This is a genomic window from Microcoleus sp. D3_18_C2 (assembly GCF_036702395.1).
Classification (GTDB): domain Bacteria; phylum Cyanobacteriota; class Cyanobacteriia; order Cyanobacteriales; family Microcoleaceae; genus Microcoleus.
This window is the reverse complement of sequence record NZ_JAUBTG010000049.1, coordinates 34,668-49,690: the sequence shown is the minus strand read 5'-3', so window position 1 is coordinate 49,690 and position 15,023 is coordinate 34,668. Positions and strand designations below refer to the sequence as shown.

Here is a 15,023-nt window from a genome sequence, read left to right as displayed (position 1 = left end):
TCCACGATGGCTTTCAACTTGAACGGTTTCAACTTCAACCAATCGATTATCGACTCTCAAGGTCGTGTCATCAATACCTGGGCTGATGTTATCAACCGCGCTAACTTGGGTATGGAAGTAATGCACGAGCGCAATGCTCACAACTTCCCACTCGACTTGGCTGCTAGTGAAGTCACTCCTGTAGCTTTGGTTGCTCCTTCTATCAATGGCTAAGTTTTAGTCTGAGATTGACAAAAAGCGCTCCTAGAAATAGGGGCGCTTTTTGTTTTGGGGAAAATCTAATTTAACACTACTAATGCTTTGCAAAAGTTGGCTTACAGTTTACTTAAATAAATTTTTATCTGACCCTTTATGGACAACGACAAAAATTATTGAGATAGTTATAGAGTTCGCGAAATAAGGGACATTTTTTCTGGACTTCATTTGGATCGATTTCCCTCAATAGCAAAGGAGTATGATCTCCTTTAGAAAAGCGTGCTTTATCGCGATCGAGTTCATCTTGAACACTTGACTCAATTAAATATTCTGATAGTTTTTCTCGACAGCAATCTTTTTCAGCATCGTATTCACTAAATGCTTCTGGATTCTCAAAAGAAACTTTTCTTTGTGTACTTAGCCACCAACGCATCCGTTCATGTCTTTTGCCTCGACGAAAATCTGAATGTTTAGCTATTGAATTATTCCAATCAGCAATAATCCAAGCTTCGATTTCCGGCGCGGCAAACCCAACAAATTTTTCGATGTCAGCACATTCGGGTATTTTTGATAACTCTACCAATATTTTTGATTTTTGTGTCTGAGAATCGCGACAATCCAAATCGTCAAAAACTAAAATCAAGTCGCATTTATTTGCTTCCGCTTTTAAGGCGATCGGTAATTCTTGCTTTATTTGCTCGATTAAGCTTTGACCTGTTCTTCCATAACTACCTGCTTTATTAGCTTTAGGGCCGGGTTTTTGGCGAACTGGTGTTTTTCGTTCAAATCTACAGCCCGGAAAAGTTTTTTCTAAAAAAGGAAAGAATCCTCTAACCTCAGCCTCACCGCCACCAGAGAAAACCCACACTACCACGGCCATCCTCCAATACTTGGATCGCCAACACGGTATAAGTCGCCCAATTGCCATCCCTCTTCAAGTTTTGGCTTCAGCAGTTCTTTTGAAAGAGATTTGACTGAGAAATACGTTCTGTTTTCGGGATAAAAACAAAGAACATTCTCTAAACGATCGGTAAAGTGATCTAAAAGGTCGGGACTATGTGTGGTAATAATTATCTGAGTTCTGGTGGCAGCTTTTTTAATCCACTCAGCTAAAATTGGCATCCACGAGACGTGCAATCCTAATTCAGGTTCATCAATGACTATCAAAGAAGGAAGAAGTGGAGAATGTAATATAGTTGCCCAACAAAGCATCCTGACAGTTCCATCCGACATTTCATTTAGGTAGAATGCTTCATCATCAATACCTTCAAAATACCATTCTACAGTGAGAGATAGGCGACCCGAAGGTAAAGCTCTAAGGCGACGAGTTTTTGGCAGGATGGACTTCATTGCCTCGTTAATGCTATCTTCAAAATTGATAGATTTTTGGTTTAAATTGTACAATACTAAAGGCAGATTATCTCCCGATGCAGATAAGTAAATATCACTGCCACCTATTTTAGGTTCGGCGGTTATAATTGAATTCAAATTCATGTTATTGGCATTATAAAATTGCCATTTTGAAATAAATTCAATTAATTCTCTTCTAATTTTGTAAATAGGTGTAGTTTCTGGTGGTAATAGACTATTTTCAAGCAGTGTCGGAATTGTCAACAAACCAAAAGAATTGGTAGGAATGTTATCTAAAGGTTCAAACTGAGTTGGCTCTTGACCGAGAGACTTGTAAACAGATAAAACTCCTTGCCCTAATTCTCTGTTATGCAATTTATAGTAATAGAAAGGTTGCCTGCTGGAAGTTTCCTGCAAATCTTCTCCGCCATATAGATATTCTTCAGAGATGCTCGCCCTTACTTTTTCTCGATCGGTATAAAGTTTGAAATCAAGAATTGCGCTGTCTTTTTGAAGATTACCCGTGTGGTTAATTTGCGAAAAACAGCAAGCTATACTGACCTTTGCTGGACTTTCAACATTGACATCTAAAATTCTACCACCACCAATTTTAGAAACAGCATCCTCAAAACTACTCACGTCCCGATTTGCGTCAGGAATAGCTATTAGGCAATCTTTTAAAAATTTTAAACAACTGATGAAATTGCTTTTGCCTGAACCGTTTGAGCCGATAAATATATTAAGGTTGTTTAAATTTACAGATGGATCTAAGTGCAGATTTTTATAATTCTTTGTTGTCAAAAATCGAATAATTGGTTGATTCATACGATCGCTCCGGTTATACTTCAGAAAGTTAGGGCAGGCAAGATGCCTACCCTACAAAGGTAAAAAATTAATTTTTTACCTTTTAACTCTCGATTTTGGATTAGCCGTTACTGAACAAACTTCTTGAATGCCAGAGTCACGTTGTGGCCGCCAAATCCAAAAGAATTCGACAGCGCCACATCAACTTTTAGATCGCGGCTTGTATGAGGAACATAGTCCAAATCGCACTCAGGATCGGGATTTTCCAGATTAATTGTCGGCGCGATTTTGTCATTGGCGATCGACATTACCGTCGCCACCGCCTCAATTCCCCCAGAACCGCCCAAAAGATGACCGGTCATTGACTTGGTAGAACTAATTGCTACTTTGTAAGCATGGTCTCCCAAAGTCTTTTTAATCGCCTTGGTTTCCGTAGAATCGTTGGGAAGCGTGCTTGTGCCGTGAGCGTTGATATAGCTCACCATATCCGGCGTCAAACCCCCATCCTTGAGCGCTAAAGCCATGGCCCGCGACGCACCCTCTCCCCCCGGTACCGGAGAAGTCATGTGATACGCATCGCAAGTTAAACCGTAGCCGACGATTTCTGCGTAAATCTTCGCGCCACGCGCCAGAGCGTGTTCCATTTCTTCTAGAATCAGAATGCCAGCACCTTCGCCGACGACAAAACCATCACGATCGCGATCGAACGGACGGCAAGCATGAGTCGGGTCATCGTTGCGAGTCGAAAGCGCCCTCGCCGCAGCAAAACCCGCCACGCACAAAGGTGTCACCGCAGCTTCTGTACCGCCGCAAATCATGGCTTGGGCGTAACCCGCCTGAACTAAGCGAAACGCATCGCCCACGGCATTCGACCCGGCAGCGCAGGCCGTCACCGTGCAAGAGTTTGGCCCCTTAGCACCCGTTTGAATCGCCGTCAGGCCCGCGGCCATATTCGCAATCATCATGGGAATCATAAACGGGCTGCATCGATCGGGGCCGCGATTCAGATAAATCTCTTGCTGGTCTTCCAAAACCTTCAGGCCACCAATGCCAGTGCCAAGAATGACACCCACCTGTTCTGCGTTCAGGTCATTAATCTCCAACTTCGCATCAGCAAGAGCTTGTTTGCTCGCTGACACCCCAAATTGAGCAAAGCGATCCATCCGCTTTGCTTCCTTGCGCTCTAAATAGTCGTGTGGGTCGTAACCCTTCACCTCTGCGGCAAAGCGGCAGTCGTGCCGCGACGGGTCGAATAAGGTGATCGGGCCTATACCATTCTTGCCGGCAAGCAACCCGTCCCAATATTCGGACAAGGTATTGCCGATCGGTGTAATCGCGCCGAGACCCGTGATAACAACGCGCTTACGCTCTAAATTTGTCATGATTTCAGTTTCAAAAAATTAAACACCCAGAACGCAGAACTAAAGAGGAGTTTCCAGTTTTATAACTTCTCTCCTCTTAGGGGAAAAAACAGGTATTTTATGCTTTTGGAGCTGCAAGTTGGCTGCTGATGTAATCTACACAAGCTTGAACCGTAGTAATTCCTTCGGCTGCTTCGTCGGGAATTTCAATATCAAACTCTTCTTCCAAGGCCATTACCAGCTCTACTGTATCTAAGGAATCTGCTCCTAAATCGTTAGCAAAGTTGGCTTCGGGCTTGACTTCGCTCAGCTCGACTTCCAGTTGCTCTTTCACAATTTTCTGGACTCTAGTAAAAATGTCGTCTTGGCTCATAACATCGTGTCCTCATTGGTTGCTGCGTATCTAATCTTATCCGAAAGGGGGATCTGCAGGACAAAGGCTGGCCGCTTTTCTAAGTGACACGGGCCAGGGACAATTGGGACACGGACGATCGCAGCAACTCTAGGACTGTTATGGGGTGGCGATCGCTATTTGAATAGTTCTGGAGGCATAAACTCTATCTGGCGGTGCACACCGTACCTTACCGCTACCAATAGTGTTGCAAAGCAATTTTTGCGTCCCGGACTGATTGAATGACTATCTGCAAGAGATCATGCCCTAGTGACTGCTTGTCCCCTAGAAATTCTCAAAAGCAACGCCCAAACGCATACGATCCGTCTTGCTTTCCTACTTGCGCTCGCACTCAGATAACCTCAACGGACTCAATGGAAGTATCGCATCTGTACATCGCATCTGTACAACGATGGAGTTTGCCTACGCTGCGTTCCCGACAAACACAAACCACCTCTTAGCCCCTATTTAGCGCCTGCTGCACCATGTACTCCCCGAGTTTCCCGGATGCGCCTACGATAAAAACCTACACATAACGGCTGAATTGAGCGGCAAACGAGCGCCTCGATCTCAACACCAAAATATCACTTTTGTCAGAGCCAAGGATATGTTATACACCCATCACTTCACAATTACTTATGTTTCGCGATCGCCCATAGCTTCTCTGGACTCAACAACGGAGCCAACCATCTTTGCTTTTGCTTAATCTCGGCTGAAAAACGACAAATTTAACAGGCGCGATCTGTTCCGCCTAACGGTGTGCTTGAGGGGCTGTCAAAACCATTGCATCTACACCACTGACTTTCCCCAGTCGGCTCCAAGCGAATTGTTAGAAAGCTTAACATCAACTCTACTTACAAGATCAGAGATTGCACTTTGTCCATCAATTGTGGATGATTCCCGTCATTTCATGGATTTTCAGGAAGAAGCGCCTCCATATATGGGGCAATATAATTGCGACCTTTTTCGATATAGTACTTTGTAAACAGAGATTCAAACTCCTGTTTTACTAATTGAAGTGCAGCATTCAAACGTGGGCGACCGTATACTAAAAACTGAGCCGTCGAATAGGCATAGTATTCTTTCTCTTTACCGACAATATTTTTCTTGAAGGCATCTTGGTAAAGCCCACGTCCCTCCTCAATCAATTGTTGAATGGATGAAGTAAAATGAATCGACTCTCCACTTGGGAAGTCGATTTTTTTATCTTGAATAAATCCAATCACCTTCTTCATGCATTCACGGGTTTGTTCAACTGATAAGCATCCCTCATCTTTTCTTCTAAATCCCCATTGAGTGCAACCATTTGTAACTTCAAGAACTCGTAAAATTGCGAGGTTATAAAGCTCTTTTGAATCGATTTTCTGCAATTCATGAATATGATGCTCAATCCGTTTACTAAATCCGTGGAAATCAGTTTCACAATACTCTTTGAGCTCTTCGATCATGGCTAACTGTTGCCAGTCGAACCTTATTGAGTTTAACATTATTGAATTCCCTCCAAATCATTCATGTTTAGGCAGTATGGGCGGCTAAGGACTACCTCATTCCGCTCAAAATTGTCATTTTTATCCTAGCCATACTCAAACGTTTTGAAATATCGATCGTAGCTTGCCCGATCATCAAAACTTCAAGAACGCCTTCTTGAAGTTTTGATTGAACTCCTCGGCAATACCTCTGTTGCCCTCGATATTTGTGAGGAGCTTTGTAAATTGTGACGGCTTGGGGGAATTGTGCTTGACCCGACTGCATGATTTGACATTTTGGGTGAGATGAAAGCAGTATCATAAACTACCGCTATGTCTGGAACCAGATGATTTTGCAACTACCGACAGCATTGAAGTACAATCGCACTGATAACCCAGCAAGCTAACGGTGTAGTTCAGCCACCTTGGCTTATTTACTCTTGAATCATAACACTCTAATGGGTCGGGTGTAACGATGTGTTATGCTCGATCGCCTAACAATTACTTATGCTAATGTGCTCGCCCTTCGCCTTTGCGAACTGGCAAACTTAGTAACTCATTTTTGCTTGCCCAGCAGCGATCGCAGATACATAACTTTGACGGTGCGATTGATTCCAGTGTCTAGACGAACCATCAGCGATGGGATTTTTCCAAAAGCGCCTTCAGCAAATTAGCGCGATCGCCCCGCCACCAACCTGAAAACTGCGTTTCATCTGTGCCTTAAAAGAGGGGGGCTTTCACGCTAGTTTTCTGTAAGGATATGGAGAGGAGAAACGAAGCAGGAAGCATCCCGACCTCCAGCGCTCTCGTTTCTTTTCCCTTGCCTTTTCTCCCCTGCAGAAACGATTATGCCATCCCCAAATCTCAAATATGCTTATTTTCCCGGTTGTGTCGCCCAAGGAGCCGCCCGCGAACTTTACCTGTCTACCCAAGCACTGACTCAAGCGTTGGGGATTGAACTGGTGGAACTAAAGAAAGCTTCCTGCTGCGGTTCTGGCACTTTCAAGGAAGATTCGCAGTTACTCGAAGATACTGTCAACGCCCGCAATATTGCTTTGGCTGAGGAACTTAATCTGCCTTTACTCACGCATTGCAGCACTTGTCAAGGGGTAATCGGTCATGTGGACGATCGCCTCAAGGAATCTCAGAAAACCGATCCCAACTACGTAGAAAAAGTCAACGGTTTACTGGAAAAACAAGGCTGTTCGCCTTATCAAGGCAGTACCGAGGTGAAACATCTGTTGTGGGCGATCGTGGCAGATTACGGGCTCGACGAGGTGCAGAAGCGTGTCACCCGCAAGCTGTCGGGTTTGAAGTGCGCGTCTTTTTACGGGTGCTACCTGCTGCGAGCTCAGGATAAGCTGCTTTACGATGACCCGCACCAACCGGAATCGATGGAAAATGTGTTTCGGGCGATCGGGGCAACTCCGGTTTACTATCGAGGGCGGACGCAGTGCTGCGGCTGGCCGTTGGCGAGTTATGCCACTAACCAATCTTTTCAGATGGCAGGCAAACATATTCAAGATGCTCTTGACAATGGCGCTGATTGTATGGTAACGCCTTGCCCGCTTTGTCATTTAAATTTGGATTCGCGACAGCCGGAGGTAGAAAAAGTAATCGGGCGCAAATTGGGTTTGCCGGTGCTGCATTTACCGCAATTGGTGGCTTTGGCTTTGGGTGTGGAACCGAAAAAACTAGGACTCGATCGACATATTGTTTCCACAAAGCCCGTGTTAGAAAAATTAGGCTTTTAGTCGATCGATTTGCACAGATTTGTAGTAAAGAAGTCCGTCCTTGATAACTCCCCTCTAACCACAGACTTGCTCAGTAGGAACCTACTTTGATAAGACTCTCCGCGTGAATAACTGTGAAGTTTTGTCGCTTTTTCGCGAAGTGCTTCCAGGCACTGCGGTAGACTAACCTTTAATTCTCTGTGCAGGCTATAGCGGTGTCACCTCGCCGTCAAATCTGTTCACTCGCAGAGGCAGCAAATTTTTAGTGACTCGTTGGGAGCCTTTATTCAATGTCTCATTCAGTCAAAATTTACGATACTTGCATCGGCTGCACTCAATGCGTCCGCGCTTGTCCGACTGACGTTTTGGAGATGGTGCCCTGGGATGGCTGCAAAGCAGCTCAGATTGCCTCATCTCCCCGCACCGAAGACTGTGTAGGCTGCAAGCGGTGCGAAACTGCTTGTCCCACCGATTTTCTGAGCATCCGGGTTTACCTGGGAGCAGAAACCACTCGCAGTATGGGTCTAGCCTACTAAATATCGATCGACACGCCGATCGAATTACGGGCACAAAAGAGGGGGCGATTAAATTGCCCCCTCTTTTTTGTCGCGGAATCTGCATTCGGGGCCGGAAGAAGGTAAAAATGATAAAACTTGAGTTTTATTGCGATCGCTAAGCAGGAGTAGTACGTTAAATGTGCGGAATCGTTGGCTATATCGGCACGCAAGCAGCAAGCGAGATTTTGCTAGCAGGATTGGAGAAACTAGAATACCGGGGCTACGATTCAGCGGGCCTCGCTACCATCTCCGAAGGAGAAATTACCTGCATCCGAGCAAAGGGCAAATTGCACAACCTCCGGGAAAAGTTAGCAGAGATAGACTCTCTGGCTCCCATCGGCATCGGACACACCCGCTGGGCAACTCACGGCAAACCAGAAGAATATAACGCTCACCCTCACCTAGATAATAGCGGGCGAATTGCGGTAGTTCAAAATGGAATTGTCGAAAATTATCGCGAGTTGCGGGAAGAATTGAAAGCGAAGGGACATAAATTTGTCTCCGATACCGATACAGAAGTTATCCCTCATTTAATAGCTGAATTTTTGAAAGAAGCAAGAAGGGAGAAGGAAGAAGAAAAAGATAAAAAAACAGAAAAGATTGCTGATTTATCGTTTTTGGAAACGGTTTTAAATGCGGTAAATAAATTAGAAGGAGCTTTTGCGATCGCCGTTATCTGTGCAGATTTTCCAGAGGAAATAATTGTCGCCAGACAGCAAGCTCCTTTGGTGATTGGGTTTGGTGCTGGTGAATTTTTCTGCGCTTCCGACACGCCGGCCTTAGTATCTCACACCCGCACTGTTTTGTCCTTAGAAAATGGCGAATTGGCAAGGCTAACTTCGATGGGAGTGGAAGTTTACAGCTTTGCAGGGGAAAGGCTGAAAAAAAGCCCGCGCATCCTTGGTTGGAGTCCGGTTTTAGTCGAAAAACAAGGCTTCAAACACTTCATGCACAAGGAGATTTATGAACAGCCCGCCGTAGTCCGAGCTTGTTTGGAGGCTTATTTAGACAGCGATTGGCAGCCAGGAAATCCGAACTCTCCCATCAATCTCAACTTGCCCAATGAACTTTGCGCCGATGTCGAACAAATTTCAATTCTCGCCTGCGGAACGAGCTGGCACGCCTCGCTAATTGGCAAATATTTGTTGGAACAATTAGCTAATATTCCGACTGCGGTGCAGTACGCTTCTGAGTACCGCTACGCACCGGCACCGCTGACAGCAAATACTTTAACTATTGGGGTAACTCAGTCGGGAGAAACGGCGGACACGCTGGCTGCTTTGGGGATGGAACAGCAGCGCCGCGCGGGTTTTACTGATAAATTCCGGGCGAGAATGTTAGGCATTACTAACAGAACCGAAAGTTCGATCGCCCACATGATGCCGCAGGTAATCAACACCCACGCCGGTATAGAAGTCGGCGTTGCTGCGACTAAAACTTTTGTCACTCAGTTGATGGCATTCTATTTCTTAGCTTTGGATTTGGCGCACCAGCGGCAAACAATCAGCACTGAGAGATTGGCAGAAATTATTACTGGTTTGCGCCAGTTGCCGGCAGAAATTGAGAAGTTTTTGGAGATTCAAGAACAGTATGTGGAGGAATTGTCCCACCAGTTTACAGACACCCAAGATTTTATCTTTTTGGGGCGGGGAATTAACTTTCCGATTGCTTTGGAAGGGGCGCTGAAACTGAAGGAAATTAGCTACATTCACGCCGAAGGATATCCGGCGGGAGAGATGAAACACGGCCCGATCGCCCTTTTGGATGCGAAAGTGCCTGTAGTGGCGATCGCCATGCCAGGAAGCGTCTACGAAAAGGTGCTTTCCAACGCTCAGGAAGCCAAGGCCCGCGACGCCCGTTTAATTGGCGTTACGCCGAAGCAAGGTGTGGCGGAAGCCGACATTTTTGACCACGTTTTGCCCGTGCCTTTGGTGGATGAATTGTTGTCACCGATTGTAACAGTGATTCCGCTGCAATTGTTGGCTTACCACATTGCAGCGCGTCGAGGTTTGGATGTGGATCAGCCACGAAATTTGGCGAAGTCGGTGACAGTGGAATAAAGGAAGTCATTAGTCAGTAGTCATTAGTCAGTAGTTGGTTATTGGTTGTTGGTTGTTCGTTCTAATAACCAATAACCTATGCCCGATGCCCGATGCCCGATGCCCAATGCCCAATGCCCAATGCCCTATTCCCTATTCCCTCTGGCTGACTCCGCAAATTGCGGCTAACAGCAACCAGCTTGTAGTATTGAGTCGGAAATCAAACAGCGTCACGTCTACAGTGTTAAAAAGCGTACAGGCGGCGAAGGCTAATAAATAACTGAAAAAAATTAGGCGATCGCCTGAATTTTCCTGTTGACAATTCACCAGATTCGTGCTGTGTAAAATAGAATTTTTCTCAGTTTCCTCTGCGTCTATTTTTTCCTGCTTAATATCCCCAGGAAAATGCGGCCAATTTGCCAGCAGCAAAACACCCCTAGCCAAAACCCAGCCAACTAAACCAAACAACAAAAGCGTTGCCGGTATTCCCGTTTCCGCAGTCAACATTAGTATCAAACTGTGAGGATGACCAAGCCATTCTTGCATCTGAGCTTGATAGAGAGGCGTAAAATTTCGCAATCCCCAACCAGTCCAAGGACGCTGCTGCGTCATCGACCAAGCAAATTGCCATTGAGTAGTTCTCAAAGTAGCTGTCGGCCGATTTGGGAACATCTCGTCGGTGAGTCTAGCCCAAAAGAAAGCAGGGACAATTCTTCGCAAATACTGCCGTAATGGTTCGGGGCCAAAGGCAGACAAAAAAACTGTGCTAGCCACACTAAAAACCGCAGCTAATATTTTTTTATAACCCGCATAAAATGCAAAAGCCAAAACTGCAAAAACTGCCAGCCCCCAGGCATTGCGAGAATTAGTAAAAATCAAAGCAACAGCATTTCCCACCACGGCCAAACTTAAAAATAGGAATCGGTAACTGGGAATCGGTAATTGGGAATTGGGAATTGGGAATTGGGAATTGGGAATCGGTAACTGGGAATTGGTAATTTGCAATTCATTAATTATTTCCTTCTGCCTTCTTCCCTCTGCCTTCTGCCTTCTGCCTTCTGCCTTCTGCCTTCTGCCTTCTTCCATCCACAGTCCCAGTGCTAAAATAAAAGCAATTGTCAGATAGCAAGCTAAAATATTAGCGTACATAAATACAGAAGCCATACGGCCGGGGGGATTGCCTTGGGGTTCGAGTACCCAGCCAAAAACAGGCTGCAATTGAGCGATGCCGCTCCAACCGAAAAATTGCTGTCCCAGGCCTAAAATTATCACTGGAATTGAACTAATTACAATCACCCAAGACAATTGCCGCAATTGAGGCAAAGTTTGAATTAAACTGCTGAAAACGGCAAACAATATAAAGAACGGCAAGAAATTGTATAACCCTACAAAAGCCTCGATACGGTTGTTAGCAAAAACCGCTGTGATGACTAGCAGCGCGCTCAGAATTGCGAATCCTCGATTCAACGGGCGGCGACTAATTTGACGGAACTTTTGCTTGCAAGTGCCGGCCAATCCCAGGAATAAACCTAAAGCTCCCAAAATCGGAATTAAGGGAAAAATCAGCATCCCCAATTGGGCGAAATTCCAAGGAATTTGCAGGCGGGGATCTGGATGTTTTTGGAGGCGAGACTTGAGATTTTCTGCTGTCTGTTTGGCCGCTAATTTCAACCGATTTTTGATATTCACCCACACTCCCAATCTCAAATCTAAAATCTACAATCTACCATCGTTAAGCTAGTTCCCAAACGCATTCCGATCGCGTTAATCGAATTTGAGCTAGGGCAAAAATGGTCGGGATAATGCGGCCGTAGTTCGTGGAAATCGATCGCCAACCCAAATCCGCGAAAAACCAAGTCCACATCACCGGGCCGAGAAACGAGAACACGCTGCGCGTCGCACCGTAACGAGCGGCACTCACAGCCATACCGCGCCGCGCCGTCTGAATTGCGACATAATTTTGAAACTGGGTTGCTGCAGTTGCAGTGCCTGTAAGCACTCCTTGTTTTGCCATTTGATAGGTGGCAAAATGCAGCGCAAATTGATTAGCCATTAGTTTGAGCAGCATTGGTTTTAAGATGGAACTAACAGCTAAAGCGCTGCCACCTTTGAACAGTAAACCCAGCGGGTCTTTTTCAGCAGAAATTGGCAGGGGTTCTGAGAGTTTAGAATCAACGATCGCTCGCTGTACGCGCAGTGTCAGCGCTTGCTGTTCGTCTGCTGGTAAACGCTTCCACGCGCGGCCCATTAAGTGCAGAAATACTTCTGCCTCTAAGTCGGTGGTTGACAACTGTCTGGGATAAGGGATTTTGAGATAGCGACAAACTTGAATTAGTGCTTGTCTGTAAGTTACTTGTTGGGTTCGCCCTCTGAGTACCGTCAACCCGTCTGCTGCAAGATAGCGAAACCGCTGTTCTACGGCGTCGAGCCATGCTTCGCGATCGCGACTTTGTACATCTATCGGTGCGGGGGTTTGCACGTAATCTAAAGGGTTAAACTTGCGGCTGAACAGAAGTTCTGTTAGTTGCTGCAATTCTTCTTCTGTTGTTAATTCTAGTGCTGCTCTGAGTTCGTCCAAAATTTTGCCCTCCCGTATACGATTTTAGATTTTAGATTTTAGATTTTAGATTTTAGATTGCTGCTGGTTGACAACCCGTGGGATTTAGGATTTACCTACAGTGGCATTTTTTATCGGGTCTTAATCATGGATTCGTGCTGTCCCTTATTCTACTACCGGGCGCAGGACGATCGGCAGGATTTGCACAGAAGATCCGACTGCTAGAAGCTATAACCTCAGCAGCTACATCGATCGGCGGACGCGCATCTCAATTTTACAGTCAAGTTTGGTGTCCCACCGATCCTAAAAATACAATTTGGATGCCCAACAGCAAACCCGGAACCCCTCGGTACGTCTGCAACCCCGCAGCTTGAGGAGTCAAACCGTCGCCATGAACGCCCACTATTTTATTCGCTATAAAGAAAAGAAAAATAATTTAGTGTAGTTCTGTTCAAAAATGTCAGTTAATCCTATAATGAGTTTGGTTTTTTTAGAACAAAGTAAATGATGTCTTCTTCTGTCGCACCGTCTTTTTTGCAGGGATATTGGCAAGATACTTTCAATCTCAAGCAGCATTTACAGGATTTTTTAAATTTAGATTTAGAAACAATTGAACAAGAGCTCGCTGTCGGTCAACAATCCCTAAAAGAAATAGGCCATCGGGATTTTGATTGGGAAAAAGCTAGCGAGTTTTATCGCGATCGAGTCGGCCAAGCTTACCTATTTGACCTCGGAGCTTGGCATATGTCCAATCAGGATTACATAGGAGGTACTTTAACATTAATATCAGATATGGCTGCCGGTCGAGTTTTAGATTTTGGCGGCGGTATTGGCACTCATGCTATTGCAGCAGCTCTTTGTCCTCAAGTAGAACAAGTAGTCTATTGCGATCTTAACCCCATAAATTGCAATTTTGTTCAAAGCCGAGCTGCTAAGTTAGGATTGAGTGAGAAAATTTCCTGTTGTCTGGAAGTATCGCCGACGGAAGTTTTCGATTCGATTATTTGTTTTGATGTAATGGAACATTTACTAAAGCCAAGTCAGCAATTGATGGATTTTCACAAAATGCTGGCTCCGTCAGGGAAGATTATCCTTAACTGGTATTTCTTTAAAGGTTTTAATCAAGAATTTCCTTTTCATTTAGAAGATAAGCAAGAGATGAACACATTTTTTACTAAACTTCAGTCTAATTTTATGGAGGTTTTTCATCCTCATTTAATCACCGCTCGTTGCTATCGCAAATTAACTGCAAGTTAAGAAATCATCTTAAGGCTTATTTCCTAGAAAAAGTCCGGTAAGTAATGTATCTGAAAGTCCCATTATGTTCGATGTTGCGGTGATTGGTGCGGGTATGGCGGGGCTGAGTTGCGCTCAACGGTTGCGTCAAGCTGGTTATTCTGTGGCTGTTGTTGAGAAATCTCGCGGGGCGGGGGGACGTGTTGCTACCCGCCGCGTACAGGGTGCTAGGGCAGATCACGGGGCGCGGTATCTGGAACCGCAGGGGGATGCGGTGCAGGGGTTAATTGAGGTTTTGGTCGATCGCCACATCCTCAAACTCTGGACTGATACTGTCTGGGAATTCAGACAGGGAAAACTTTCTGCTATTCCTCGCTGTTGTTATGTCGCACCTGCGGGTATGAATGCTATCGGTAAGTATCTGGCCCAGGATTTAGAGATTTGGTTTGGCCGCCGCGTACAAGCTATTTCTACTACAGATAACCAAAGGTGGCGTCTTTCCCTAGAAGTCACTGACAGCAATTTAGAGATACCTCAAGAATTGATTGCTAAGGCTGTGGTTGTGGCAATTCCTGCACCTCAAGCTTTAATGTTTTTGAGTTCGGAAATCGGTTTTAAATCTGATTTTCTTGACAAATTGCGTTCTGTGGAGTACGAGCCTTGCATTACGGTTATGGCTGGCTATCCTGCGGCAAAACAGCAAGATTTAAGCAATCTAAATCCGCAGTGGAAATCTGTTTCTTTTGCCGATAATTCTGATTTAGCTTGGGTTGGTTTAGATAGCAGCAAACGGCTCGATCCGCGGCAGCCTGTGTTTGTGGTTCACAGCAGCGCAAATTTTGCCGATCGCCATCTAGAATCGGCCGATTTGCCAACAGTCGGTCAAGAATTGCTCGATCGCACTTCTGAATATTTAATCCCTTGGCTGAAACAGCCGGAATGGTTGCAGGTTCACCGCTGGCGCTATGCTTTTTGTCGAAATCCTTTGCCTGTTTCTTGTTTGGTGGCTGATGGGAATTTGCCACTGGTTTGTGCGGGGGATTTGTGCGGGGAAGGTCAAATAGAGGGTGCTTTGCGATCGGGTTGGGCGGCAGCTAATTGGGTGAATTCTCAGTTGCAGGATTTGCCGTTAGATTCAAGCCTAAATTGGTAATATGGCTACAATTAAGGTATCAATTTTGCCTCTAACGCTATGGCCATCCCGTCTGGGTTTAGCCCCGAAGATTACCTTGCCCTCGAACATGATAATACCGTCCGGCATGAATAACGGAGGTCAATCGATTTTCGATTTTCGATTTTCGATTTTCGATTGAAGCATTGACTTGCGCGAGATA

15 protein-coding genes and 1 pseudogene are annotated in these 15,023 nt (G+C 45.4%); 7 read left to right on the top strand and 9 right to left on the bottom strand.

The genetic code is table 11. The features are described from left to right. Positions 1-213: pseudogene (locus QUA88_RS23100) on the top strand (photosystem II q(b) protein); the annotation flags it as partial. Positions 214-349: 136 nt separating this feature from the next. Here the strand turns inward: QUA88_RS23100 and QUA88_RS23095 are convergent. The 6 genes from QUA88_RS23095 to QUA88_RS23070 all read right to left on the bottom strand — a co-directional run bounded on the left by QUA88_RS23095 (position 350) and on the right by QUA88_RS23070 (position 5,853). Continuing rightward, positions 350-1,075, bottom strand: a complete 726-nt coding sequence (locus tag QUA88_RS23095; protein WP_333054560.1) for a DUF4276 family protein — start codon at positions 1,073-1,075, stop codon at positions 350-352. After that, on the bottom strand, positions 1,063-2,370 hold the full coding sequence (locus QUA88_RS23090; RefSeq protein ID WP_333233559.1) for an AAA family ATPase: 1,308 nt from the start codon (positions 2,368-2,370) through the stop codon (positions 1,063-1,065). Before QUA88_RS23090 ends, QUA88_RS23095 begins: the two co-directional genes overlap by 13 nt. A gap of 107 nt (positions 2,371-2,477) precedes the next feature. Then, positions 2,478-3,731, bottom strand: a complete 1,254-nt coding sequence (gene fabF, locus QUA88_RS23085) for a beta-ketoacyl-ACP synthase II (RefSeq protein WP_333054562.1) — start codon at positions 3,729-3,731, stop codon at positions 2,478-2,480. Positions 3,732-3,828: 97 nt separating this feature from the next. Continuing rightward, a complete protein-coding gene (gene acpP / locus QUA88_RS23080; protein ID WP_333054563.1) occupies positions 3,829-4,083 on the bottom strand; it encodes an acyl carrier protein in 255 nt (84 codons plus the stop codon). 926 nt (positions 4,084-5,009) lie between these two features. Continuing rightward, positions 5,010-5,549: a hypothetical protein gene (locus QUA88_RS23075; protein ID WP_333274041.1), complete on the bottom strand. Its 540-nt coding sequence runs from the start codon at positions 5,547-5,549 to the stop codon at positions 5,010-5,012. Positions 5,550-5,640: 91 nt separating this feature from the next. After that, positions 5,641-5,853: a hypothetical protein gene (locus tag QUA88_RS23070; RefSeq protein ID WP_333274038.1), complete on the bottom strand. Its 213-nt coding sequence runs from the start codon at positions 5,851-5,853 to the stop codon at positions 5,641-5,643. A gap of 196 nt (positions 5,854-6,049) precedes the next feature. Between QUA88_RS23070 and QUA88_RS23065 the strand changes: the two genes are divergently transcribed. The 4 genes from QUA88_RS23065 (at position 6,050) to glmS (ending at position 9,917) form a co-directional block, all read left to right on the top strand. After that, positions 6,050-6,241 carry a hypothetical protein gene (locus QUA88_RS23065; protein ID WP_333054566.1) on the top strand — a complete coding sequence of 64 codons (192 nt, stop codon included), beginning with the start codon at positions 6,050-6,052 and terminating at the stop codon, positions 6,239-6,241. A gap of 174 nt (positions 6,242-6,415) precedes the next feature. Next, entirely contained in the window at positions 6,416-7,321 is a 906-nt protein-coding gene (locus QUA88_RS23060) for a CoB--CoM heterodisulfide reductase iron-sulfur subunit B family protein (protein ID WP_333054567.1), read from the top strand. 269 nt (positions 7,322-7,590) lie between these two features. Then, positions 7,591-7,836, top strand: a complete 246-nt coding sequence (gene psaC, locus QUA88_RS23055) for a photosystem I iron-sulfur center protein PsaC (protein ID WP_015175986.1) — start codon at positions 7,591-7,593, stop codon at positions 7,834-7,836. 158 nt (positions 7,837-7,994) lie between these two features. After that, a complete protein-coding gene (gene glmS, locus QUA88_RS23050) occupies positions 7,995-9,917 on the top strand; it encodes a glutamine--fructose-6-phosphate transaminase (isomerizing) (RefSeq protein WP_333054568.1) in 1,923 nt (640 codons plus the stop codon). Between the two features lie 132 nt (positions 9,918-10,049). Here the strand turns inward: glmS and QUA88_RS23045 are convergent, their stop codons facing one another. From QUA88_RS23045 to QUA88_RS23035, 3 genes are all read right to left on the bottom strand, one after another. Next, positions 10,050-11,585 (bottom strand): O-antigen ligase family protein, encoded by a 1,536-nt coding sequence (locus QUA88_RS23045; protein WP_333211384.1) that lies wholly within the window; start codon positions 11,583-11,585, stop codon positions 10,050-10,052. Between the two features lie 43 nt (positions 11,586-11,628). Then, positions 11,629-12,474: a YaaW family protein gene (locus QUA88_RS23040; protein WP_333233557.1), complete on the bottom strand. Its 846-nt coding sequence runs from the start codon at positions 12,472-12,474 to the stop codon at positions 11,629-11,631. A 259-nt stretch (positions 12,475-12,733) separates the two neighbouring features. Continuing rightward, positions 12,734-12,856, bottom strand: coding sequence for a hypothetical protein (locus QUA88_RS23035; protein WP_333054571.1), 123 nt, complete (start codon positions 12,854-12,856; stop codon positions 12,734-12,736). A gap of 101 nt (positions 12,857-12,957) precedes the next feature. Between QUA88_RS23035 and QUA88_RS23030 the strand changes: the two genes are divergently transcribed. Beyond that, positions 12,958-13,710, top strand: coding sequence for a class I SAM-dependent methyltransferase (locus QUA88_RS23030; RefSeq protein ID WP_333054572.1), 753 nt, complete (start codon positions 12,958-12,960; stop codon positions 13,708-13,710). Positions 13,711-13,774: 64 nt separating this feature from the next. Continuing rightward, a complete protein-coding gene (locus tag QUA88_RS23025; RefSeq protein ID WP_333274033.1) occupies positions 13,775-14,842 on the top strand; it encodes an FAD-dependent oxidoreductase in 1,068 nt (355 codons plus the stop codon). Positions 14,843-15,023: the final 181 nt, after the last annotated feature.

What these genes read in the sequence shown, in the direction of transcription:
- QUA88_RS23095 (WP_333054560.1), bottom strand. Translation starts at nt 1,075, where the DNA reads ATGGCCGTGGTAGTGTGGGTTTTCTCTGGTGGCGGTGAGGCTGAGGTT.
- QUA88_RS23090 (WP_333233559.1), bottom strand. Translation starts at nt 2,370, where the DNA reads ATGAATCAACCAATTATTCGATTTTTGACAACAAAGAATTATAAAAAT.
- fabF (WP_333054562.1), bottom strand. Translation starts at nt 3,731, where the DNA reads ATGACAAATTTAGAGCGTAAGCGCGTTGTTATCACGGGTCTCGGCGCG.
- acpP (WP_333054563.1), bottom strand. Translation starts at nt 4,083, where the DNA reads ATGAGCCAAGACGACATTTTTACTAGAGTCCAGAAAATTGTGAAAGAG.
- QUA88_RS23075 (WP_333274041.1), bottom strand. Translation starts at nt 5,549, where the DNA reads ATGATCGAAGAGCTCAAAGAGTATTGTGAAACTGATTTCCACGGATTT.
- QUA88_RS23070 (WP_333274038.1), bottom strand. Translation starts at nt 5,853, where the DNA reads ATGCAGTCGGGTCAAGCACAATTCCCCCAAGCCGTCACAATTTACAAA.
- QUA88_RS23065 (WP_333054566.1), top strand. Translation starts at nt 6,050, where the DNA reads ATGCTCGATCGCCTAACAATTACTTATGCTAATGTGCTCGCCCTTCGC.
- QUA88_RS23060 (WP_333054567.1), top strand. Translation starts at nt 6,416, where the DNA reads ATGCCATCCCCAAATCTCAAATATGCTTATTTTCCCGGTTGTGTCGCC.
- psaC (WP_015175986.1), top strand. Translation starts at nt 7,591, where the DNA reads ATGTCTCATTCAGTCAAAATTTACGATACTTGCATCGGCTGCACTCAA.
- glmS (WP_333054568.1), top strand. Translation starts at nt 7,995, where the DNA reads ATGTGCGGAATCGTTGGCTATATCGGCACGCAAGCAGCAAGCGAGATT.
- QUA88_RS23030 (WP_333054572.1), top strand. Translation starts at nt 12,958, where the DNA reads ATGATGTCTTCTTCTGTCGCACCGTCTTTTTTGCAGGGATATTGGCAA.
- QUA88_RS23025 (WP_333274033.1), top strand. Translation starts at nt 13,775, where the DNA reads ATGTTCGATGTTGCGGTGATTGGTGCGGGTATGGCGGGGCTGAGTTGC.